This window comes from Bellilinea sp. (assembly GCF_034432615.1).
Lineage (GTDB): Bacteria > Chloroflexota > Anaerolineae > Anaerolineales > Anaerolineaceae > Bellilinea.
In genome coordinates, this window is the sequence record NZ_DAOUBL010000312.1 from 1 (window position 1) to 21,955 (window position 21,955).

19 protein-coding genes and 2 pseudogenes are annotated in these 21,955 nt (G+C 49.2%); 5 read left to right on the top strand and 16 right to left on the bottom strand.

The genetic code is table 11. The annotated features are described in order from the left end of the window. The 4 genes and pseudogenes from VAE48_RS14105 to VAE48_RS14120 form a co-directional block, all read left to right on the top strand. Positions 1-272: pseudogene (locus VAE48_RS14105) on the top strand (ornithine carbamoyltransferase); the annotation flags it as partial. A 12-nt stretch (positions 273-284) separates the two neighbouring features. Beyond that, positions 285-1,502 carry an ornithine--oxo-acid transaminase gene (gene rocD, locus VAE48_RS14110; RefSeq protein ID WP_322793968.1) on the top strand — a complete coding sequence of 406 codons (1,218 nt, stop codon included), beginning with the start codon at positions 285-287 and terminating at the stop codon, positions 1,500-1,502. 137 nt (positions 1,503-1,639) lie between these two features. After that, positions 1,640-3,103 (top strand): pyruvate kinase, encoded by a 1,464-nt coding sequence (pyk, locus tag VAE48_RS14115; RefSeq protein ID WP_322793969.1) that lies wholly within the window; start codon positions 1,640-1,642, stop codon positions 3,101-3,103. A 10-nt stretch (positions 3,104-3,113) separates the two neighbouring features. After that, positions 3,114-3,962: a sulfurtransferase gene (locus VAE48_RS14120; RefSeq protein ID WP_322793970.1), complete on the top strand. Its 849-nt coding sequence runs from the start codon at positions 3,114-3,116 to the stop codon at positions 3,960-3,962. Positions 3,963-3,972: 10 nt separating this feature from the next. Here the strand turns inward: VAE48_RS14120 and VAE48_RS14125 are convergent, their stop codons facing one another. The 13 genes and pseudogenes from VAE48_RS14125 to VAE48_RS14180 all read right to left on the bottom strand — a co-directional run bounded on the left by VAE48_RS14125 (position 3,973) and on the right by VAE48_RS14180 (position 16,032). Beyond that, on the bottom strand, positions 3,973-5,019 hold the full coding sequence (locus VAE48_RS14125; protein WP_322793971.1) for a 2-oxoacid:ferredoxin oxidoreductase subunit beta: 1,047 nt from the start codon (positions 5,017-5,019) through the stop codon (positions 3,973-3,975). A gap of 3 nt (positions 5,020-5,022) precedes the next feature. Beyond that, a complete protein-coding gene (locus tag VAE48_RS14130) occupies positions 5,023-6,870 on the bottom strand; it encodes a 2-oxoacid:acceptor oxidoreductase subunit alpha (protein ID WP_322793972.1) in 1,848 nt (615 codons plus the stop codon). Positions 6,871-6,912: 42 nt separating this feature from the next. After that, entirely contained in the window at positions 6,913-7,605 is a 693-nt protein-coding gene (locus tag VAE48_RS14135; protein ID WP_322793973.1) for a FadR/GntR family transcriptional regulator, read from the bottom strand. Between the two features lie 126 nt (positions 7,606-7,731). After that, entirely contained in the window at positions 7,732-8,604 is an 873-nt protein-coding gene (locus tag VAE48_RS14140; protein ID WP_322793974.1) for a helical backbone metal receptor, read from the bottom strand. A gap of 10 nt (positions 8,605-8,614) precedes the next feature. Continuing rightward, a complete protein-coding gene (locus VAE48_RS14145) occupies positions 8,615-9,805 on the bottom strand; it encodes an amidohydrolase (protein ID WP_322793975.1) in 1,191 nt (396 codons plus the stop codon). Then, a complete protein-coding gene (locus VAE48_RS14150) occupies positions 9,802-10,542 on the bottom strand; it encodes a PIG-L deacetylase family protein (protein ID WP_322793976.1) in 741 nt (246 codons plus the stop codon). The genes VAE48_RS14145 and VAE48_RS14150 overlap by 4 nt, the downstream gene beginning before the upstream one ends. Next, positions 10,508-11,542, bottom strand: coding sequence for a regulatory iron-sulfur-containing complex subunit RicT (locus VAE48_RS14155; protein ID WP_322793977.1), 1,035 nt, complete (start codon positions 11,540-11,542; stop codon positions 10,508-10,510). Before VAE48_RS14155 ends, VAE48_RS14150 begins: the two co-directional genes overlap by 35 nt. A gap of 6 nt (positions 11,543-11,548) precedes the next feature. Further along, a complete protein-coding gene (locus tag VAE48_RS14160; RefSeq protein WP_322793978.1) occupies positions 11,549-12,631 on the bottom strand; it encodes an Mrp/NBP35 family ATP-binding protein in 1,083 nt (360 codons plus the stop codon). Between the two features lie 32 nt (positions 12,632-12,663). Next, positions 12,664-12,984 (bottom strand): hypothetical protein, encoded by a 321-nt coding sequence (locus VAE48_RS14165; protein ID WP_322793979.1) that lies wholly within the window; start codon positions 12,982-12,984, stop codon positions 12,664-12,666. 27 nt (positions 12,985-13,011) lie between these two features. Next, a complete protein-coding gene (locus VAE48_RS14170) occupies positions 13,012-13,626 on the bottom strand; it encodes a 4Fe-4S binding protein (protein ID WP_322793980.1) in 615 nt (204 codons plus the stop codon). A gap of 17 nt (positions 13,627-13,643) precedes the next feature. Beyond that, entirely contained in the window at positions 13,644-14,744 is a 1,101-nt protein-coding gene (locus VAE48_RS17555; RefSeq protein ID WP_416181056.1) for an NADH-quinone oxidoreductase subunit D, read from the bottom strand. Positions 14,745-14,951: 207 nt separating this feature from the next. Beyond that, a pseudogene (locus tag VAE48_RS17560) lies at positions 14,952-15,377 on the bottom strand (NADH-quinone oxidoreductase subunit C); the annotation flags it as partial. Then, on the bottom strand, positions 15,370-16,032 hold the full coding sequence (locus tag VAE48_RS14180; RefSeq protein WP_322793982.1) for an NADH-quinone oxidoreductase subunit B family protein: 663 nt from the start codon (positions 16,030-16,032) through the stop codon (positions 15,370-15,372). The gene VAE48_RS14180 and the pseudogene VAE48_RS17560, both read right to left, overlap by 8 nt. A 127-nt stretch (positions 16,033-16,159) precedes the next feature. On the opposite strand from VAE48_RS14180, the gene VAE48_RS14185 reads away from it, so the two are divergent. Next, positions 16,160-16,780, top strand: a complete 621-nt coding sequence (locus VAE48_RS14185; protein ID WP_322793983.1) for a helix-turn-helix transcriptional regulator — start codon at positions 16,160-16,162, stop codon at positions 16,778-16,780. A gap of 48 nt (positions 16,781-16,828) precedes the next feature. On the opposite strand, the gene VAE48_RS14190 is transcribed toward VAE48_RS14185, so the two are convergent. The 3 genes from VAE48_RS14190 to VAE48_RS14200 all read right to left on the bottom strand — a co-directional run bounded on the left by VAE48_RS14190 (position 16,829) and on the right by VAE48_RS14200 (position 21,723). Next, positions 16,829-18,007, bottom strand: a complete 1,179-nt coding sequence (locus tag VAE48_RS14190) for a cytochrome b/b6 domain-containing protein (protein WP_322793984.1) — start codon at positions 18,005-18,007, stop codon at positions 16,829-16,831. Next, positions 18,007-19,131: a cytochrome c3 family protein gene (locus VAE48_RS14195; RefSeq protein ID WP_322793985.1), complete on the bottom strand. Its 1,125-nt coding sequence runs from the start codon at positions 19,129-19,131 to the stop codon at positions 18,007-18,009. Before VAE48_RS14195 ends, VAE48_RS14190 begins: the two co-directional genes overlap by 1 nt. 405 nt (positions 19,132-19,536) lie before the next feature. Next, complete coding sequence (locus VAE48_RS14200) at positions 19,537-21,723, bottom strand: cytochrome c3 family protein (protein WP_322793986.1); 2,187 nt, start codon at positions 21,721-21,723, stop codon at positions 19,537-19,539. Positions 21,724-21,955 lie beyond the last annotated feature (232 nt).

Genomic DNA, 21,955 nt, shown 5'->3' on the forward strand with positions numbered 1-21,955 from the left:
CCCATGTCATTTATACCGACACCTGGACCAGCATGGGACAGGAAGCGGAAGCCAAAAAACGCGAAATGGTCTTTCCGCCCTATCAGTTAAATCAACAACTGGTTTCCGAAGCGCGTTCGGATGTCATCGTCATGCACTGCCTCCCAGCACATCGTGGACAGGAAATTACTGACGAAGTTGCTGATGGGCCTCATTCCCGCCTGTTCCCTCAAGCTCATAACCGCTTGCATGCCCAAAAAGCGATTTTGGTTGAATTGCTGGTGGAAAAATAACAGGATAAACCTATGCTGACCAGAGAAAATCTGACCAAAGAACTGATCGAACTGGAAGAAAAATACGGCGCCCACAACTACCATCCGCTGGATGTCGTAATCAACCGGGCTGAAGGGGTGTGGGTCTGGGATGTTGAAGGCAACCGCTATCTGGATTGCCTGAGCGCCTATTCTGGACTTAATCAAGGCCATGTTCATCCGCGCATTTTACGCGCCCTTACCGAACAGGCTCAAAAGGTTACCCTGACCTCGCGTGCCTTCCGCAATGACCAGTTACCGCTCTTCTACAAAGAGCTATCTGAACTGAGCGGTTACGACATGTCCTTGCCGATGAACAGTGGTGCCGAGGCGGTTGAAACCGCGCTCAAATTGGCCCGTAAATGGGCTTATCAGGTAAAGGGAGTTCCCCGCTATCAGGCTGAAATCATCGTCGCCGAAGGCAACTTCCATGGGCGCACCATTTCCATCATTTCCTGCTCTACTGAACCGCTCTATAAAAACGATTTTGGGCCATTCACACCCGGCTTCGTGACCGTACCCTATGGTGATGCTCAGGCACTTGCCAAAGCCATTACGCCCAACACCGCAGCCGTGTTATTGGAGCCCATTCAAGGGGAAGGCGGAGTTATCATTCCTCCAGCCGGTTATTTACAAGAGGTAGCCAGGATTTGCAATGCAAATCAGGTTTTGTTCATCGCTGATGAAATTCAAACCGGCCTCGGACGCACCGGCAAACTCTTCGCCTGTGATCACGAAAATGTCCGCCCGGATATTGTCATCATCGGCAAAGCGCTTTCCGGTGGATTTTACCCCGTTTCGGCAATCCTGGCAGACCACCCCATCTTGAGCCTGTATCAACCCGGTGAACATGGCTCTACCTTTGGTGGAAATCCTCTTGCATGCGCCGTAGCGCGCGAGGCTTTGAAGGTCATAGTTGAAGAGAATCTCATCGAAAATGCCCGCCAGATGGGAGAATACTTCCTTGAACGTCTCGAAGAAATCCCCTCTCCACATATCCGAGAAGTGCGCGGACGCGGTCTACTGATCGGTGTTGAATTGAAAGAAGAGGCGGGTGGCGCGCGGCGGTTTTGTGAGGCTTTGCAGAAAAAAGGCATCCTCGCCAAGGAAACTCATCAGCACATCATCCGCTTTGCACCACCTCTGATCATCACTCGTAAGGAGATTGATTGGGCCGTTCCCCATATTTACGATGTTTTGACGATGCCCTGAGGTTCAACAGCTCAATGACCACAATAAACACCGGCGATTACAAGCCGGTGTTGAGTTTAATCACAACCTGCCTGCCTGGCTTATCCCATGATTTGGTACAATCAAGGTGTCAGTCCTCTCTAACCTCCGCGAGGTGAATGATGAATTTTCGCAAGACAAAAATTGTAGCGACCATCGGTCCGGCAAGTGAAAATGAAGATACTCTGCGGCGTTTGATTGAAGCCGGCATTGATGTAGCCCGTTTGAATTTTTCGCATGGCTCCCATGAAGAACATCTTGAAAAAATCCGCCTGATTCGAAAACTTTCTGAAGAGTTAAGTAAACCAGTCTCCATTTTGCAAGACTTACAGGGACCCAAACTCAGGGTGGGCAAATTACCTGCAGAAGGAATCCCTCTCCAAGCCGGGGATATGGTTGTGCTGACCCAGGTTTCCAATATGGGTTCACTGGATGACCTGCCCCCATCCATCGTTCTCATTCCTTTGGATGTCCCCAATCTGGCGCGCGGTGTCGTTCCCGGCAATCGCATTCTGCTGGATGACGGTAATCTTGAATTTGAAGTCACTGAGGTCAAAGGGGACGCTGTATTTGCAAAGGTTATTCTGGGCGGAACGTTGTATTCCAACAAGGGCGTCAACCTGCCTGGCGCAGCGCTTGGCATTCCCCCTTTCACGGAAAAAGACCGCCTCGACCTCGAATTTGGTTTGAAAAATGGGGTAGACTGGGTTGCGATCAGTTTTGTGCATCGCGCGTCGGATATTGAAGAAGTCCGTAATGCCATGCGGGAAATACTCCCCAGCCGGGCGAATACCCCCATCATCGCCAAACTGGAACGCCCCGAAGCAATCGTAAACCTGCATGAAATCATTCACGCAGCCGACGGGGTAATGGTCGCCCGTGGCGATTTAGGGGTAGAAACTTCCCCCTCCACTGTACCTATTATTCAAAAACGAATTATTGACATGGCAAATCGCCATGCGAAGCCGGTCATAACCGCCACCCAAATGCTGGACTCCATGATTCGCAACCCAAGGCCCACCCGCGCCGAAGCCTCCGATGTTGCCAATGCAATCTTTGACGGCACCGATGCGGTAATGCTCTCTGGCGAAACCGCCAGCGGATCATATCCAATAGAAGCTGTAAAAGTTATGGCAAACATCATTTGCGAAGCTGAAGCCAATGCCGCTGAATACGCTCATTATTCAACCCGCCCCGCAGAAGCCCCGCAGGATGATGCACTGGCAATTACCCGCGCTGCTAAAGAACTGGCGCACGACCGCAATGTCGTTGCGATTGCCGTTTTCACCCAAACCGGTAAAACCGCCTTGCTGATGTCAAAATCGCGACCTAACGTCCCCGTTTTTGCCTTTACACCCGAAGAACAAACCTATCAACGAATGGGACTCTACTGGGGAGTGATCCCCTTCCTGGTTCCATTTGCCTCAACGGTGGAAGCCATGGTTGCCAGTGTCGAAGCCGCGCTGGTTTCTTCAACCTCCATCCGCAGCGGAGATCAGGTGGTGGTCATCAGTGGATTTCCGGTTGGTGCTATGCGCCCCCCCAATTTCGCCCTGCTTTACACGGTTGGAGAATGGACTTGAGGTGATAAAGATGTCCCCTTATACCACGCTCATTGAAGTTGAAGATGTCTTTGCCCACTTACATCATCCTGACTGGCTCATCGTGGATTGTCGTTTTGATCTGACTAACCCCGATTGGGGCTTCAAGGATTATCAACAAGGCCACATTCCCGGTTCGGTGTACGCTCATTTGGATCACGATTGTTCTGCTCCGCCCACTCCTCATACTGGAAGGCACCCATTACCTTCACCGCAGGACTTTGCCGATACCCTCGAGCGGTTGGGGATCAGCAATCATTCTCAGGTAGTTGCCCTGGATACCACTGGCGGTTCATTTGCTGCGCGCTTTTGGTGGATGCTTAAGTGGTTGGGACATTCAACTGTGGCTGTTCTAAACGGTGGTTGGAATGCGTGGAAATCTGCCGGCTTTCCGCTTGCACAGGGAATTGAAACCCGACCCCGCGGCAAATTTGTCCCCAACCCTCAGCCGGACAAAATGATTACCACTGCCGAAATGCTCAACCTGCTGAAGAAGCCCGAATACAAAATCATTGATGCCCGCGCTCCCGAACGATACCGCGGTGAATTCGAACCCCTCGACCCTGTTGCCGGTCACATTCCCGGCAGCCTCAATCGTTTTCACGAAAAAAATCTTGCCCGTGCAGGCAAGCTGAAATCAGCCGAGATTCTACGGAAAGAATTCACAGAATTAATTGGAGACACACCTCCCCATCAGGTGATTGTTTATTGTGGTTCCGGAGTTACTTCCTGTCATCACCTGCTGGCAATGGAATATGCCGGCATACAGGGTGCAAAACTGTATGCCGGCTCTTGGAGCGAGTGGATCAGAGACCTCGACCGCCCAATCGAAGTTGGCTGACGGATCGTCTCTAAATCTGCATCTGTTGCATGATTTTATCGAGCGATTCGCGGCTGGGTCGCAATTTTTCAGCGGGAAGCCGATTTAAGGGCGTATCAGGCAGATTGTACATATCAAAAATGGTTGGCGCATTGGGATTGACATACAGAATGCCGGTCAACAACCAGTTATTTTGCTCCGCCTCGTAAAGAACCCGCAAAGCTTCAAAGATGTTGGTTGGATCATAATCACGGTCGAGTTTCTTCAAAACGATGGTTGCTCCATCATGCAATGTGACTTCACGAGCACTGCCCTCTTCAAAGTCCTCAATCGTAATCTCCTCGCGAGCAGGAACATAAGTGATATCGTGCAAGGCTATCTCGTGTTCTTTACCCCACGTATAGGAATGGAAGGAATCTTCTTTATTGTGAAAGGTAACACACGGGCTGATGATGTCAATAACCGCAATTCCCCGGTGGCTGAAGGCGGCTTTGAAGATTTCCTTTACCTGCTTTGGGTCGCCGGCAAAAGATCTTGCAACAAACGAAGCCCGGCTGACCAGCGCTTCCATGCAGATATCCACCGGAAAGTACCTATTCACCCCTTGCCGCTTTAATTCCAGCCCCACTTCGGCAGTTGCTGAAAACTGGCCTTTGGTCAATCCATAAACCCCGTTATTCTCAACCACATAGACCATTGGCAGATTTCGGCGCATGACATGCTTAAACTGCCCCATCCCAATGCTGGCTGTATCCCCATCCCCACTGACGCCAATCCCTTTGAGAGTGTGATCGGCGAATAAGGCGCCCAAAGCCAACGACGGCATACGGCCATGCAAACCATTAAAGCCAAAAGAACGGTTGAGAAAATAGGTCGGGCTTTTACTGGAACAACCAATCCCACTGAATTTGACAACCGTTTCGGGAACGACATTTAATTCGTACAGAGCAGCGATGATTTGATTGGAAATGGAATTATGCCCACAACCAGCGCATAAAGTGCTGTTATGACCTTTGTAATCCTGCCGGCTTAAGCCTGCAAGGTTCACCTGAGTTTTCGGCGCAGCCTGAGTAGTCATCGGTTATTTGCCCTCCATTGACAAAATCCGTTCTTTTATCCAGTTTGCGGTGATAGGCATACCGTCAATGTGAGAAACCTGGCGCAACCTGGAACCGCATTCTGAAAAGTGCATGGTCAACAATTGTTTCAATTGACCATCACGGTTCAACTCTACAACATAGGTGCGATCATATTCATGCAGGAAATTGCACACCTCATCCCGGAAAGGCAGGGATCGAACTCTCATGTAATCGGTCGGGAATCCAGCCTCAGCCAGCAAATCGCGTGCTTCTTGAATTGCTGGATCGGTTGAGCCAAAACCAACAATCGCAAATTTTGCACCTTCCATCCTCTCTATAACCGGGTCGGGCAAGAGATGACGGTTATCCCAAATCTTTCTTTTCAACCGGTTGAGACCGCGTTCCCAGACATCCGGATCTTCGCTGTAGCGGGTCATCTCGTCATGGCCGGTGCCACGAGCAAAATAGGCGCTGGCAGGGTGGCGATTGCCGGGCAGGGTTCTATATGGTATTCCATCCCCATCAATATCCAGATACCGGCCCCATTTACCATCCAGTTTTTCAAGAAGTTTCTGCAAGTCCTCTTCCCACAACACTTTCCCACGATCCATCGGTTGATCGGGATATTCAAAACGCGGCGAGATATGGTAATTCATGCCAAGGTCGAGATCGGTCAAAATCAATACAGGGGTCTGTAAACGCTCGGCAATATCGAAAGATTTCCATCCAAATTCAAAACATTCCTTAACATTACCCGGTAATAGGATAATGTATTCCGTATCACCATGACTGATGAAATTGGCGAAAGTTAAATCACCTTGAGCCGTGCGGGTTGGCAAACCGGTCGAAGGGCCTACCCGCTGCACATCCCAAACCACAACTGGCACTTCAGCATAATAAGCCAGACCCAAATACTCTGCCATCAGCGAAATCCCCGGGCCGGAGGTGGAAGTCATGGCACGCAATCCTGCCCAACCCGCACCAACCGCCATGCCAATTGCAGCAATCTCATCCTCAGCCTGAATCACCACCGAGGTGGCTTTACCAGTTTCCGGGTCGGTACGCAGTGAAGACAGATATTCCATAACCGCCTCAGCCAAACTGGAAGCCGGCGTGATGGGATACCATGCGGTCAGTTGAACACCACCATACAGCGCACCCAGTGCCGATGCGATATTCCCTTCAGTGATAATATATCCTTCCAAAGGGGACATGGGTTCCACATAATAAGGATCACGTTTAATTAAATTTTGTTTTGCCCAATCGGCTGCTGCTTTGATTACCTGCCAGTTTGAATCAACCGCTTTCTTCTTGCCTTTGAAGTGCGCATCCAATACCTGATAAACCACATCCAGATCAATGCCGAGCATTTGGGCAACAACCCCAACATAGACCATATTCGCCATATAATCACGCAAATTTTGCGGCGCATCGGCTTCTTTGATGAGACGCTTAACCGGCATTGGATAGAGCACAATATCATCGCGGTCTATATCCAGCTTAAAATCATCCGGATAAAAGAGAACTCCTCCCGGCACGAGGAATTTCATCTCGGTAGCCAATGTGGAAGGATTCATTGCCACAACAAGATGATCCATTTCGACCCGTGCCAGATAGCCTTTTTTGCTCAATCGAATTGAATACCAGGTGGGTAAACCCTGAATGTTGGATGGGAATATATTTTTCCCGTTGACAGGAATTCCCATCCGGAATAAGGTTTTCAAGAGGATTGTATTGGCAGTTGCAGAACCCGACCCATTGACCGTGCTAAAGGTAATGCAAAAGTCGTTAACTATTCTATCGCCCACCGTACCGTTATCGCTAACTAAAGCAGGCTGTATCTGAGACATAGGGACTCCTTTTGAGTGTTGTAAGGTAATTCGCCGTTCGGTTTACTCAAATGTCTGATAGGATGGCCTTTTCGAACGCTGGTAAATTAAGTCCATGTGTTCGACCAGTGCATCATATCCTTCGTTGAAGTTTTGCTTGCAAATGGCATCCACCATTTTTTCGTGATACTGCCAAACCCGTTCTAAATAAGCAAAATCCGTATAAACATCCAATCCAACCGCCTCATATACTTCCCAATACGCCTCCAGTAATCCCTGGACAAACGGATTTTCCAGCCTTTTGAAAATGGTCAAATGAAGCAGGCGGTGTTCCTGATGAGGGATCTGTGGCGGATTGGAAGACAATTTTTCCTTTGCGCGCTGGACAATCATTCTCAATTGCTGATAATCTTCGCTGTTCAACAATCCTACAGCCTCATACCAGTAAGAAGTTTCAATATGGGTGCGCAAATCGGAAAATTCCAGAAACGTCTCCGCGTTTTGAGATAGGGAATAATACAAACTCTGAAGTACTGCCGGTTTGAATTGATATGGCAGCAGTCGAATGCCGGTTCGGGGACGCACCTCAACCAACCCCATTATCCGCGCAACTTCTAACTGCTCACGCAGACTGGCAATACTGATGCCCAATTCACGGCTCAACTGCGACAGGGAGGGAATACGCTCACCAACTTTCACCTTGCCGCAGGACAGGTAGCGCAGAAATTCTGAAAGATGAAAATCACCGTTTTGCATGGGATATTGAATCAAAAAAAACTGATTAATCAGATGATTATATCGCTTATAGTATATCACCGCCCTGCCTTTCAAACAAGAATGATTTTTGTAAGGAAAAAAGGGGATAAAAAGAATGATCTTGCTTCAATCAAAATACTGAGTCAATTCCACCAGCGCTTTTCCCAAACGCGTCCCGTGCCATGTCAGCAAACTACCTTCAATCCCATAAACTTTGTTGTGCTTCACTGCCGGTGTTTTCTCCAACAACCGAAATATTTCCTGCACGTCTTCGTCCTGAAATAAATACGGTTCATCCGGCAGCAAAATCAATTCGGGTTGAGCTTCCAGCACTTCTTCAACCGTGACATGCGGATAACGTGTATCAACCCCTTCATCCGCTATTTCAGCAGCGAATCCCAAATCAGCATCCAATGGATACCGCCGTTTACGCTCTGCAAATACGTTATTTCCGCCCATCAAGCGGATCAAATCATGGCAGTAAGTGTCCCGATTGAACGTCATCCACCAGTGAACACCGGAAGGGGTTTGGTCTTGCCAGATGGGAACAAAAACAGGCACGGGCTGAAGATCAAACAGGCGGTTCTCCGCATATTCCACTGCGGTTTCCAGCGTTCTCAAAGATGCAAACGCCCTTTCCTGTCGGAATAAATAAACCAGCTGCCAGAGGTCATCCAGTGCCTGTCGAACCGTTTTTGGAAAGGTCAGCCAAACATTTAGCGTTTGTGCCAATTCCTCCACACAAATCCGGCTATTTTCTTCCTGATTGGCAATCACCAAATCGGGGGATAATTGCAAAACCTGATCAACTCGCGTGTTTTTTGTACCTCCAACTTTCGGTAAATCAAGAACTTGGGATGGATGGATGCAATAATCCGTTACACCAACAAGATGAGCGCCCATCCCCAAATCAAACAGGCTTTCGCTCATCGAAGGCACCAGAGAAACCACCCGCTCCGGGAAGGAAGAAAAACCGCTCAAATCTAAAAGTATTGGCATTTTGAGATGATTACAACTCCGCTTTACCCAACTCGATGGCTGCCGCTGCGAGAATCGCAGCAGATTTGGGGAGCACTTGCTCATCAAAGTCAAACTCCGGGTGATGGTGACTGGCAGTCAATCCCTTCTCTGGGTTCCCGCTGCCTATAAAGAAAAAGCAGCCGGGAACTGCGTTCAAAAATACCGCCATATCCTCTGAAACCATGCTGCGGTAATTTCTTTCATTGCGGTACTCGGGGAGCAAATTCAACATCACTTCCTGCACAATTTCTGCAATTCGGGGATGATTCACCACTGGCCAGGTCAGACGTTGGATTTCAATTTCCGCCTCACAATTCATTCCCTGTGAAATTGAGCGCACAATTTGCTCAAGCCGTGCCACAACAACATCGCGGACTTCGGGTAGAAAAGTGCGAATTGTTCCACGCAGCTCGGCCAGATTGGGAATAACGTTGTAAGCGCTTCCGGCAGCCATTTGAGTCACGCTCACAACCGCCGACTCGAGCGGAGCAATATTTCGAGATACAATTGTCTGCAGAGCCATCACAATCTGGGCGGCTGCCACAATCGGGTCAATGGTCGTTTCGGGCAGTCCTCCATGGCCGCCTTTTCCCAAAATGCGCACTGTGAAGAAATCCGCGCCGGCCATAAACGCGCCAGGCACCACCGCTGCCCAGCCAAGCGGTTTTTCATTCCATAAATGCAGACCTAAACAATAATCTACTTTGGGATTTTCAAGCACTTGTTCAGCAACCATCCGTTCTGCACCCCCCAATCCTTCTTCTGCCGGTTGAAAGACCAATTTAACCGTTCCATGAATCGCATCTCGATACTCCTGCAACAGACGCGCCACCGTTAATCCAATTGCCATGTGTCCATCATGACCGCAGGCGTGCATGACACCAGGATTTTGGGAAGCGTACTCCGCCCCGGTCTGCTCATCAATTGGAAGAGCATCCATATCAAAGCGAAGCATCACCACCCGTCCGGGCCGTGCGCCTTCAATGACCGCCACAACCCCTGTTTCCGCGATACCCGTTGAAACCTCCAAACCGAGGGAGCGCAATTCTCTGGTTACAACCTCGGCCGTACGATACTCTCGGAAACCCAACTCAGGATGCCGGTGGAAGTCCCGTCGTAATTTCTGGCTATACGCAAATAGCGTTTCGGCTTTTTCAACAAATGGAGGTGTGTTTGTCATTTGAACTTGATTCTCCGGAATGAGTCAACATAACGGGGATTATCCTCGCTGCTGTCCGCAGATCGACGCTGGCGCTGCATCCGCTCCATTTCCTCTAAATTTGCAATCTGGCTGCGGTGCTGCTTTAAAGCCTCAATTTTTAATTCCCATGTTTCGGTTACATCTATCATCATATTCGGTTGCGCTGTCAGTGTCAACCACAATTCTTTAATTTCGTGAGGAAGCAGTCCCTTTTCCCATAACTCGGGATAGTAAAGCGGATTGCCGCTAGCCGGATAAACCGCCTCACAGACAATTTGACCGGCAATGCGGTGGTCAGGATGATTGATGCGGTCTTCGCGGTGAAAATAATTGGTTGGGTCACTCGTGACGACCACATCCGGTCTAACTTCACGAATCACCGCCACTACTTCACGCCGGGCTGCCAGGTCTGGTTGAAGATACCCATCTTCAAAGTCAAGAAACCTGACTTTATCAACGCCCAAAATGGTGGCTGCCCGATTTTGTTCCTCCTCGCGAAGGCGGGATAAGGCTTGCCGGTCAACCAGTTCTCCTCTTACCCCTTTATCACCCCGGGTAAGCAAACAATATTCAACCCAATGCCCCATGCGTGTCCAACGGGCAATTGTCGCACCGCAAAAAAATTCTGGATCATCCGGATGAGCCAGAATTACCAGAATTTTCTGCGGACCTGACCAGTTTTCAGGATTTTTTTGGTCCGCGTTTTCTTCGACCACCTTTTCCTCCTGATCGCCGTCTTGGCTTGGTAGATGAGGGCTCTGGATATCCAGTCGTTTGTTCAGGCCGACCACTCTCATCTTCAGTGGGAGGTTGTATACCCCCTTCGTATTCTTCAATGTTTTCTTCTTCAATAACCGCTTCAACCGTCCCGCTTTCGACGGGTGGTTCACTGAAAGCTAGAATTTCTTCGCGGGTAAATTCCCTGATGCCCACTTCGGGTATATCTACGCGCACTTTGCCAGCCAATGGTAAAACATCAATCACCTTGCCCTCACCAAGCGGAGTGGCAATTCGTTTATTCCGCTTCGGCAAACCTTTGCGGGCTTCAACATAGGTATCAAATTCATAGATCAGGCAACAACGCAACCGCCCGCACATCCCAGTGATTTCAGTGGGAGTCAGGGATATTCCCTGCTCTTTCGCCATTCGGATGGAGATCGAGCTGAACTCAGTTAAGAAGCGCGAACAACACCGCGTTTCCAGCCCACAAGCTCCCATCCCCCCCAACAACTTGGCCACATCCCGTGGCCCAATTTGACGCAATTCCACCATCGCTGGAGCGTACTGTCGTTGCATATCCTGCCGCAGGGATTTTAGGTCTACCCGCTCTTCGCCCTCCGTTGAATACAGTATCGTCAGCCGCGAACCATCAAAACTATACTCGGCTGCAACTACCTTGAGGTTTTGCAGCCTTAATTCCGATGCCCGCCGTCGGCAAACCTCGACTACATCTAATTCCCGCAACTGCCACAGCTGGCGCAATAACAAATCTCGGGGTGTGGCCACCCGTTCAACTGGTTTCCAGCCGCCTTCGGGTGGCTGCATGGGTTCTTTGACAATTTGGGCAACTTCACCAATTTGCCAGCCGCGAGCAGTTTCGACCACCACCGCGTCGCCTACACGCAGCGGAGGCAGATTGGTTGCCTGAAAGTGATAGATCTTACCGACTTTGGAAAAACGAATCCCAACAATCTGCTGAACAGCAGTTGTCTCCATTCAATTTTACTCCACCATCTCAATTTTCACGCCGCCCTGTCTTTTAAAGGCAGCCACACTCAATTGAGCAGCCAGTTGTTCCGCGATTTGGCGCAGAGCTTTACCGGCTGCTGAATCGGGTTGGGAAAGGACTATCGGTTTTCCTTCGTCTCCGCCCACCCTTACAGCCGGTTCTAAAGGGATTACTCCAAGGAAAGGCGCCTGATGCTGTTTCGCCAGCGATTCTCCCCCTCCTCTTCCAAACACATCCACTACCGTTCCATCCGGCATTTGCAGATAGCTCATATTTTCAATTACCCCTAATATCGGTACGTTCAACTGCTCAAACATTTGAATTCCCCGGCTGGCATCTTCCAGCGAAACCGCTTGTGGCAGGGTAACAATCACCCCACCGCTGAGCGGCATGGATTGCGCCAGACTGAGTTGCGCATCACCGGTTCCTGGAGGCAGGTCAATGATCAGGTAATCGAGCAATCCCCAATCTACATCGCCTAAAAATTGTCGAATAGCTGAATGCAGCATCGGCCCTCGCCAGATTAAGGCTTTACCGGGCGGTACCAGAAAACCAATGGACATAACCTTTACACCGTATGCTTCGGCAGGTTTAATCTTTTCTCCCTGAATGGGAGGTAGACGATCAACCCCCATCATCCGTGGGACGTTTGGACCATAGATATCTGCATCCAAAAGACCCACCCTCGCACCACTTTGTGCTAACGCCACCGCCAGATTAACCGCCACAGTGGTTTTACCTACTCCGCCTTTCCCCGAAGCAATCGCCACTGCGTTCTTGACAGGAATTTCCATCAAACCGCGCGCATGACCATCATTACGAACGTAGGCATCAAAGCGAATCTGAACTTCATTGACTCCTGGTATGGCAAGCACCGCCTGGCGGGCCTCAGCCTCAATCTTCCCTTTCAGAGGACAGGCCGGTGTTGTCAACACAATGTCAAAACTGACTTTTCCATCCTGGATTTCAAGGTTCTGAACCATATTCAGAGAAACTAAATCCTGATGAAGCTCCGGTTCTTCAACCTTGCTCAACGCTGCCAGGACAGCATCTTTTGTAATAGAAGGTGAATCCATTAATTTACCTCATGTTTTGCTTGAAAAGAGTGTCAAGATTTATTGAAAAACTGTTGCAATTCACTTTTGCATTGCTCGAACTGTTTTACCAGATCATGGTCTGAACCACGAAAACGGCGGATCGTCTGTCTGGCGCACATCGTACAACCCCGCATACCGCGGTAAGAATCGATTGTACAGGTTTGGCAGCCTCCCATCCGTACCATCATCAGGGTAAATGCTGCTCTTTCGAGCAGGTCTGCCTTTTCAGAACAAACCTCGTCAACCAGCCTCTGCCAGTCAACCCCGCGTAAATTGCGCAAGTGGCCGATCACGCGCGGGGGAAACATCACTTCCGTATCGCTATTATACATGCTGTCGGCTTTCCTCGAAAGTCAAAATCAAGGGTTGACCTTTCTGGCGGCAGCCTTTTGGGCTTCCTTTTCAGCCCGGGCGGCCTCTTCCCGTGCGTAATTTGTCGGACGGATTTGAGCATAATAAGAAGCCGGTTTGCTCAACCGTTCCAAATCGAAGATATGTTCTTTCAAACGGTCATACGATGCGATTTCGTAATCATGGTCCATTTTGATGGCATCAAACGGACAAAATTCTGCACAAAAACCACAATTCATACAGATATCCACGTCAATGTAGAATTCTTTTGGCTGCGGAATGGGCTTGCCCGTAACCGGGTCATTTGTACGCACAATCCAGATACATTGGGGCGGGCACACTTTTGCACATATCCCACAGGATGTGCAGCGAATCTCTTTTTCGCCATTTACCCCTTCATCATACACCAGAAAAGGAATGTAGCGGAATTCTTCTGGAACGGGAAGTTTTTCTTCCGGATACTGGATGGTGAAAATTCCCTCCACATCCGGACTGCGTCTGAGTTCTATTCCCTCCGGCGTAAAGTAACGCTTCTTTCCAATCCGCAAATCTTCAAGATAGGTTTTTACGAAGTGTCGGAAGGTTGTCCACAAACCTCTTAGAATGCCGCCTCCTGTAATCATCCCTCCTCCTTCCGGCCTTATCGGTCCACTTCGCCCAAAACAATATCAATTGAACCCAATATGGTCACTACATCGGCAATCTTTTGACCTCGGCACATCTCGGCCAGACTGGTCAGATTGATAAAGGTTGGAGCCCGAACATGATAGCGCCATGGGTTGGGTTTGCCGTTCGATACCACATAAAACCCCAACTCGCCTTTCGGACCTTCAACCCTACCATACGATTCGCCGGCCGGCACCCGTACCTGATATTGGGGTTTCCCACTCATAATTGGGCCGTCGGGGATATCCCGCAACACCTGCTGGAGAATGCGTAAGCTTTGTCGCATTTCATCCAGTCGCAAGAGGTAGCGGTCGTATATATCACCGTTATAGCGAACCGGAATATCGAACTCAAAGCGGTCATAAATGCTGTATGGGTCAGCCCGGCGGACATCATACGGCACCCCCGATGCTCGTAAAACCGGTCCTGAAGCAGACAGGGCAATTGCCCGTTCAGCGGTCAACACACCCACCCCCTCACATCGTCCACGTACAATCTCATTATTTGTGATGAAGTAATCCATCTCATCCAGTTTTCTGGGGAGGCGGTCCAATACCAGTTTGCGGATTTTTTCCATCACATCGTCAGGAATATCACGCGCCACACCTCCAAAACGAAAATAATTACACATCATCCGTGAACCGGACACCGCTTCAAACACATCCAGGATCAATTCCCGTTCTTCGAGCGCATACAACATGGGAGTGAAGAACGCACCCAAATCATTCAACAAAAAACCGATCGAAAAAATGTGATTCAAGAAGCGGGTTAACTCCGCCATCATCACCCGAATGTATTCTGCGCGTTCAGGTGGTTGAACACCCATCAACTTTTCAACCGCCAGAGCATAACCAAAATTGTTGCTCATCGAGCAAACATAATCCAGCCGGTCAGTAAAGGGCATATTTTGTAAAAACGTGTTCCGTTCGCCAATCTTTTCGTGATTGCGGTGCAGATAGCCCATGATTGGTTTCAAATCAACCACGGTTTCTCCATCCAACACCACCACCATGCGAAACACCCCATGGGTTGAGGGATGTTGAGGTCCGAGATTGACCACCACCTGCTCAGTCAAAAAATCGTCCGTTTTGTCCACCCGCTTCAAACCGCTATACAGCAATTCATCCGTTTCTGGAGACCACTGCTCTGGATCAAAACCCGGTGGAAATTGAACATTATCATGAAAGGGATTTTTATCTTCGATTCGATACACATGACCTTCCGGCCAGCGACTTTTGAAGGGTTTGGTTTCTTCCTCAAAAAACGGTTCCTTCCAGTCTTTGCGTAATGGATGACCGTAAAAACCCTCCCAGGTTAAGATTCGCCTCAGGTCGGGGTGATTCTCAAATCGAATACCCAGCAAATCCCAAGCTTCACGCTCTTGAAATTCTGCCCCCGGAAATAACGGTGTGAGGGATGGTACCACCGGATTTTCACGATCAACCTGAGTTTTTAGAACCAGCGCTCCCCCACCGGTAGTCCGGTAAAAGTGATACACTACCTCCATCTTGTTTTCCGGCAGGTAGTCAACTCCGGTCACCGAGGAGAGGTAATCATAGCCCATTTCATCCTTCAAGGCTTGCACAACCTGCACCAGATTCTCCGGCTGAACCATATAACCTCCATATCCCGCTCTGGGATCTGGTACAACAATTTCCGGGAATCTTTCCGTCAGGCTGGGCGATTGAATTTCAATCTGTTCACTCATGGGTCGTTTCTCCCTCGGCCTGTGCCTTCCCCTCTTCTAGGATTTGATGGGTAACCTGTTTGATCAAGTCAAACTTGCGCGGGTCCATTAAATCCGGTCCCAAAACCGGAACAGGAATTGGTTCGCTGGGGGTCTTTTGATACCAGGGCACACTTCGCAAAGATTGTTTTTCGATCTTTTTCATTAAAGTAATGAAACCATGCATCAATGCCTGCGGCGTTGGCGGACACCCCGGAATATAAACATCTACTGGAATGAATTTATCCACTCCGGCCACGACGGAATAACCTTCCTTGAAAGGGCCTCCGCCTGAAGCGCAGGCACCCATTGCAATCACATAACGAGGTTCGGGCATCTGGTTATACAACCGAACAATTTGCGGAATCATTTTTTTGGTCACCGTGCCCGAAACGATCATCAAGTCCGCCTGGCGTGGACTGGGGCGCATGACCTCCATGCCAAAACGAGAAAAATCGAAGCGGCTGGCTGCCGTACCAATCATTTCAATGGCACAACAGGCCAGCCCAAACATCATCGGCCAGATGGAGTTTTTACGGCTCCAATTGTAAATTTTATCCAGCGTGGTGATTGCCACCTGTCCGTGCATTTCAGGCGGAATGTCATATCCCGGCGAATTTAACGCTTCCTCACCCATGGAATCGCCTTTCTTGAATTAAGAACTTGTGGATAACCTGCAAAATGGTACGGTTCATTGATGATTCTACCGCATCCTGCTTGACTGTCAACATTGAATTAAGATAAAATAATTTTGCATAAATATCATGGAGAAGAACACATCTCAACAAATTCTGGATTATCTTTCGGAAAATCCTAATGCCTCTGTGCGTCAAATCAGCCGCGCACTGCAAGTCACCGCGGCCGATGTTCGTTATCATCTCTCAAACCTGCTGCAACAGAATCTGGTAAAAATCTCAGCAATTCAAAAAGGCAGCCAACGGGGTCGCCCGGCGCGCTGTTATGCACTCACTCACCAGGCCAGGCCTAATAATACACTTTCATTGGCGCGTGCCGCACTATCTCTGCTCCTCAATGGGTCTCCAAACCGGGAAAAAGAAACATTGGGACAAATTGCCAACCATCTTTTTCCCACACAACCCGAATTTCCATCCTCTTTAACCTCAAAAATCATCCATCTGATCAACCGCCTGAATTCTGCCGGTTATGCCGCCAGATGGGAAGCCCGCCCACAAGGACCACGGATTTTATTTGCCAATTGCCCCTATCGTGAATTGCTCAACCAATTCCCGGAATTATGCGAGGTGGACAGATTAATTCTTCAAAAACAGCTCAGCGCTGAAACCACATTGGATCAACACATTCATCCCCACCAAGCAGATCCCCTGACCTGCCAGTTCTCTGTGAAATTAAACAAGAAGCCGTAATCCTTTTCGATTACGGCTGAAAACATTTTTGCAGTAAATCAAAAACGGTTACTCTGGCGCCCCTTCCTCAATCCAGCGGACGATTAGCTCGAGTTCCTGAGGTTCAAATTTACCGGGGTGTGTTCCATCTCTGACGACTGTTACCAGTAAACTCTGCTCGACATCACCCCCAACAATCGCCGCCCCAGACCTGCCACCCTCTAAAGCGGATTGATACGTGGTCAACGCTAGACCACCCATTGCACCATGACAGCTGCCACACCGCTGGGCAATGATCTGGCCAATGGCATTATTCCAACTCAACGGCCCTTCAAAAAGTTGTCCTTCCTGTGTCGGAGCAGGTGTCGCCGTAGGCGGCCGGGTTGGTAACGGGGTGGGTGTTTGCGGAACGAAAACGCTATCTGCCCGCGCCGATACGGGTGAAATGGTCGTGATCGCTGTTTCTTCAAATGTTACAAAGCGGTAAACAAAGAATAACAGCACCAGGCTGAGTACCGCAGCAACCGGGTAATAGATACGCTTCCTTCGACGCAATTCCTCTGGTGAAGGGGGAGGCGGAAGCAGACCCTTCTCAATTTTTTCCAGTTCCAGCGCATGTTCCTCTTCCATCTCATGCCGGGTCAGTTTGCCGGTAAACATGCTTTTGTTGAAAGTTCTCAAATGGACATGATAAAAATGCCAGATAAAAATAGCCAGTACCGCCAGTATTGCCTCAGCGCCATGTGCGACTTTTGCTGCCGGTATGGCCTGCCCCGGCAGGACGCGAGCCGTGGCAATCGGATTCCACATCATGAAACCGGTCAAGGCCATCAACACCAACCCCCACACCATCGCCCAGTATTCTGCCTTTTCGACAAAATTATAACGATCCATTTTGGGGCGTTCTTTCCTCAAACCCAGATTGTAAAGAAAATGCTGAAAGGCATCCTGCAAATCCTTGAAACCCGGCAGCATACTGGCCTCTTTGCGTTGAACGTACAATTTATAGCCAATCGCAACGAGATGATAAATAGCCTGAAGTAAAAATACAATCGAGGCGGTGCGGTGAATGATGCGCGTCATTTCAATACCGCCCAACGCCGCAATGACAGAAATTGAAATTGAACTCTGGGCAAACTTCTGCACCAATCCCGTTACCGCCAAAGTGGTAAAGGAGGCAATCAGCACAATATGCTCAATTCGCTGCGCCAGACTGAAACGCGTGTAGCTCTTTTGATTCTCGCTCATTATGAATTCTCCTCATCTTGCGGTTTCTCGTCAGAGAATTGAGTATCGGCTTGTTCTGCTTGCTCCTCTGTTTCAATATCCTTACTGGTTTCTTCAGTAGCACTCATTTGATCTTCGGCACCTTCTACAGGTTTCGCGTTTTTCCTTCTTCGATCCAAGACCCAACGCCGGTAAATATCGCTGACCACAAACAAACCCATTCCGCCCAGCACCGTTGGAATGAAGTATTTATAAAATTCATTCACCCAGTAAACCAGCGGATAACGGTTGCGATCAGGAATATAGTGACTCAACCAGGCATCGGGAAAGTTTTCGGTTGCATCCGGGTGGCATTTTTGGCAGGCAGCCAATAAATTTTGCTTAACCTGCAAACCCTTTTCCGGGTCATCTGACCGACGAATATCATGTACCCCATGGCAATCATAACAAACCGGCATATTGATTTGTTGATCTGGATCAAGTTTTTCAAATAAAGTCACGGTTGTCCCATGAAAGTCGGCCACATAGGTTTGCAGCACCTGGGTGGATAATCCATATTTTGACATAATTTGTTCGTTAGTGTGGCAATCCGCACAAATTTTAGGCGAAGATAACCGAAAGGCTGCCCCACCGCTCGGACCACTCACATTGTGAACACCGTGACAGTCAATGCAAGAAGGCACATCCGGGTTTTTATCCTCCAGCACCCCGCTTCCATGCACGCTTCGCGCATATTCATCATAAATTGTACTGTGGCATTGACCACATACCATCGCCGATTGGGCATGTTCAGCAGGACTTAGACGGCCTTGCTCGTCCTTCGCGATTTTTGGCTGCTGATGAGGGTTATGACAATCCGCACAAATCGGCGCGTCCAGATTGCCCTCAGCCATCAACCGCGTATGGACGCTGTCCATTAATTCGGAAGCCTGCGATGGATGACACTGATTACAGGTGTTTTGAAACTGTAAGGTATATTCGCGGCTGGATTGAGCTAAATTTTCAGGATGAGGGTAACCACTGATGTTGGTATGGCAAACCTGGCAGCTCAGCGTAGCGTGAGCAGAGAGACCATACATCTCAGGGGCAATCACCACAGAAATCACATCACCGTTTGGAAACTCTTTGACCTGACCTTCCACCATGTGGCAGGAAAGACAGGCTGCATTGTTGGGCAACTGAGCCATATCAACAGGCAAGGTTTCAGCCCGCACTGGCAAGGCTTCGTTTCGAAACGCAATGCCCACAACCAGGCAAACTGCCAGAAGAATAAAGCCAAAGGCCACAATAAACAGTTCTGGAGGGATTCTGTAACGATCAGGCATAAGTTGCTCCTTAACGGTTCAATTATTTTTGGGAAAAAGCACCAGTAAAATCAAGCCAATTCCTTGCAAACAAAATTAATTATACATTAATCTCCAAATTTATCTCGATTGTCACTCACCAAAAACCATGAAATTCATCCTGTTTACGGAATGATACATGACACGAAAAAGTCAACCCCTGCAGTCAGCAGGGGTTGACCGGGATTGTGGGATCAGTCAGTAAGCCTACGGGCGTTTGAGACCGGCTGTGTTGACCTGCACTTTGCTGCTCAAATCCACAATTGAATCATACAGCACCTGCAGGATATATTTTCCATTATGTACATAACCGCCCGGATCCTTCTTGGCATACTGGTAGTTGTAAGCCGCCTGTAACAGTCTGGGCGTCCACGATACGTAGCGGTTGGGGAAGATTGCCTCATCCGGTGATGCGACCCCATCTTCATTGGTATCCACAAAGAAGTAGGGATAAGCTGTGGGAGAGTAAGCAATCGGCGTACCCGCTACTTCCTTGCCATAAGCACGGATGGCCTGGTAAAGGATTTCGGTCAAGGTGTCAATCTCGCCTTTAATACCCTCGTTCACATCACCATCGCCATCGTAATCCACTTTGGGATCTTCAAGGCGAATCTGAGTGACATCCTCAACCTGATGGCATGCACGGCACGCGCCAACTTCCACCGTTAGCTTGTGAGCGTCGTGGCAGTCGGAGCAGGCTTGATAGTTGGGGATATGCTCAAACTTTCCAACATACTGCTTGCCCGCGTACTGATAGACACCCTGCGCCTCGGAACCAAACAGAGTCGCCCCGGCTGCGAAGTAATGGATGTTGCGGAAGGTCAGTTTGTCAGACGGTGTATCTGCATCTAAACCGGCAATGGCGCGGTTCACACTCACCGTTGATTCTCGACCCTGGTGACAATTCAAACACAGATTATCATTCGGGCTGTTCTCAAACCCCAATTTTGCACCGCTGGGGAAGGTGACCGTCTCGACCTGATACAAGGAGAAGGTGGTCAGGTCGTTGTGGCAGGTCTCGCAGCGCAGGCCATTAGAAGGCATCATCGAGATATTGACGCCTTCCGCAAGGAATTGCGGTAATCCGTCTGCGGTGTGACACTTGACGCAGGCATTCGGCACTTTTCCATCCGCATCCCAGTGGCGGAATGATTCAGAGGAACCATCAAAGTGCCCGGCATCCACGCGGTTAGCCATGCTCAAATCTACCGGCGTGGACAGTTTTTCATTCAGGTTTTCGATCGAATCATACAACAATTGAATGATGTATTTTCCACCGTGAGCATAACCACCGGGGTCTTTCATGGCAACCTGGAAGTTGAAAGCCGCCTTTTCCAGACGTGGTGTCCATGAAGCATACTTGTTCGGGAAAATGGCTTCGCCTTCATCAACGCTGCCGTTTTCGTTGGTGTCAATGAAGAAGTACGGATAAGCATTCTTGTCATATACGATTGCCGTACCAGCCACTTCTTTGGCATAGGCCTGAATTGCAGAATATAACATATCCCGCAAACCAGCGATTTCATCCGCCAATCCCTCATTAACATCCCCATCACCGTCATAATCGGTCAACGAAGAAGCCATGCGGATTGCCCGCACCCCTTCAACCGTGTTGGCGCCTGGGTGGCAGGTTACACAACTTTCCGTCTTCAGCTCCAGCGAATGCGAGTTATGGCAGTCCTGGCAGGCCTGTACTCCCGACACATGCTCAAACAACACATCATACGATTTTCCAGGGTACTGGTAACCACCCTTTACCTGAGCACCATAACGGCTGACCGCTGCAGCGTAATAGTGGATGTTGATAAATCCAAGTTCTCCAACCACGGCATCTTCATCCGTTGCCCCGGCTTTTGCAATGGCTTCATCCACCTGAACCATTGAAGCGTTGCCTTGATGGCAGGTCATACAAACTGCTTCGCGCCCTAAACCGGTCAGCTCCACCCCGGAGGGGAACTTCACCGTGGTGAGTGTTTCGGTGGCAGGGTTATGGCAGGTGTTGCAGTTGATTACCGTATCAGTAGGCGCAGCCTTATCAACCATAAAAGCCTGGCTTCCATCAGCGCCAAGATAATCCAGAAAACCCGCACTGCTATGACATTTTGCGCAGTATGTTGGTATTTCAGCTGGATCTTGCGTGTCCCAATAGCGGAATGCCAGCGCACTCGCATCAGCATGACCGGAATTCATCCACAAAGCATAATAGGGTACTTCGCTGGATAAATCCGGGGCTGCCGGACAGGGTGCCGCAGTGGGACATGGAACAGCAGTTGGTTGTGGTGGAGCGGGCGGCTGAGTAGGCTCTGGAGTTGTTTGTTGACAGGCGGTCAACACAACTCCCACTACTACAAACAGGACAACCAGCAGGAAGCCTTTGAGTAGTTTTTGAGTCATATTGTCTCTCCATCCTTTCTAAAAAATTTTGGGAAATTGGGTGTAAACATCTTTGTTTTGGTTACCATTAGATTCTCGTAAAAATAATCACCTCCTGTAGTTTAGATTAAAACCTCATTAGAAAAAATTATACCGATTTTGCTTTCTTAATACAATATTAAAATGGTCTGAATTCTGATATTACAGTCAAATTAGGATGAATGTCATATGAATAGGGATGATACAATCCATA

What these genes read in the sequence shown, in the direction of transcription:
- VAE48_RS14130 (WP_322793972.1), bottom strand. Translation starts at nt 6,870, where the DNA reads ATGTCTCAGATACAGCCTGCTTTAGTTAGCGATAACGGTACGGTGGGC.
- VAE48_RS14155 (WP_322793977.1), bottom strand. Translation starts at nt 11,542, where the DNA reads ATGGAGACAACTGCTGTTCAGCAGATTGTTGGGATTCGTTTTTCCAAA.
- VAE48_RS14180 (WP_322793982.1), bottom strand. Translation starts at nt 16,032, where the DNA reads ATGGGTGAGGAAGCGTTAAATTCGCCGGGATATGACATTCCGCCTGAA.
- VAE48_RS14195 (WP_322793985.1), bottom strand. Translation starts at nt 19,131, where the DNA reads ATGGTGGAAGGTCAGGTCAAAGAGTTTCCAAACGGTGATGTGATTTCT.
- VAE48_RS14200 (WP_322793986.1), bottom strand. Translation starts at nt 21,723, where the DNA reads ATGACTCAAAAACTACTCAAAGGCTTCCTGCTGGTTGTCCTGTTTGTA.
- VAE48_RS14145 (WP_322793975.1), bottom strand. Translation starts at nt 9,805, where the DNA reads ATGACAAACACACCTCCATTTGTTGAAAAAGCCGAAACGCTATTTGCG.
- VAE48_RS14170 (WP_322793980.1), bottom strand. Translation starts at nt 13,626, where the DNA reads ATGATTACAGGAGGCGGCATTCTAAGAGGTTTGTGGACAACCTTCCGA.
- VAE48_RS14160 (WP_322793978.1), bottom strand. Translation starts at nt 12,631, where the DNA reads ATGGATTCACCTTCTATTACAAAAGATGCTGTCCTGGCAGCGTTGAGC.
- VAE48_RS14125 (WP_322793971.1), bottom strand. Translation starts at nt 5,019, where the DNA reads ATGACTACTCAGGCTGCGCCGAAAACTCAGGTGAACCTTGCAGGCTTA.
- VAE48_RS14190 (WP_322793984.1), bottom strand. Translation starts at nt 18,007, where the DNA reads ATGAGCGAGAATCAAAAGAGCTACACGCGTTTCAGTCTGGCGCAGCGA.
- VAE48_RS14120 (WP_322793970.1), top strand. Translation starts at nt 3,114, where the DNA reads ATGTCCCCTTATACCACGCTCATTGAAGTTGAAGATGTCTTTGCCCAC.
- rocD (WP_322793968.1), top strand. Translation starts at nt 285, where the DNA reads ATGCTGACCAGAGAAAATCTGACCAAAGAACTGATCGAACTGGAAGAA.
- VAE48_RS14185 (WP_322793983.1), top strand. Translation starts at nt 16,160, where the DNA reads ATGGAGAAGAACACATCTCAACAAATTCTGGATTATCTTTCGGAAAAT.
- VAE48_RS14140 (WP_322793974.1), bottom strand. Translation starts at nt 8,604, where the DNA reads ATGCCAATACTTTTAGATTTGAGCGGTTTTTCTTCCTTCCCGGAGCGG.
- VAE48_RS14165 (WP_322793979.1), bottom strand. Translation starts at nt 12,984, where the DNA reads ATGTATAATAGCGATACGGAAGTGATGTTTCCCCCGCGCGTGATCGGC.
- pyk (WP_322793969.1), top strand. Translation starts at nt 1,640, where the DNA reads ATGATGAATTTTCGCAAGACAAAAATTGTAGCGACCATCGGTCCGGCA.
- VAE48_RS14135 (WP_322793973.1), bottom strand. Translation starts at nt 7,605, where the DNA reads ATGCAAAACGGTGATTTTCATCTTTCAGAATTTCTGCGCTACCTGTCC.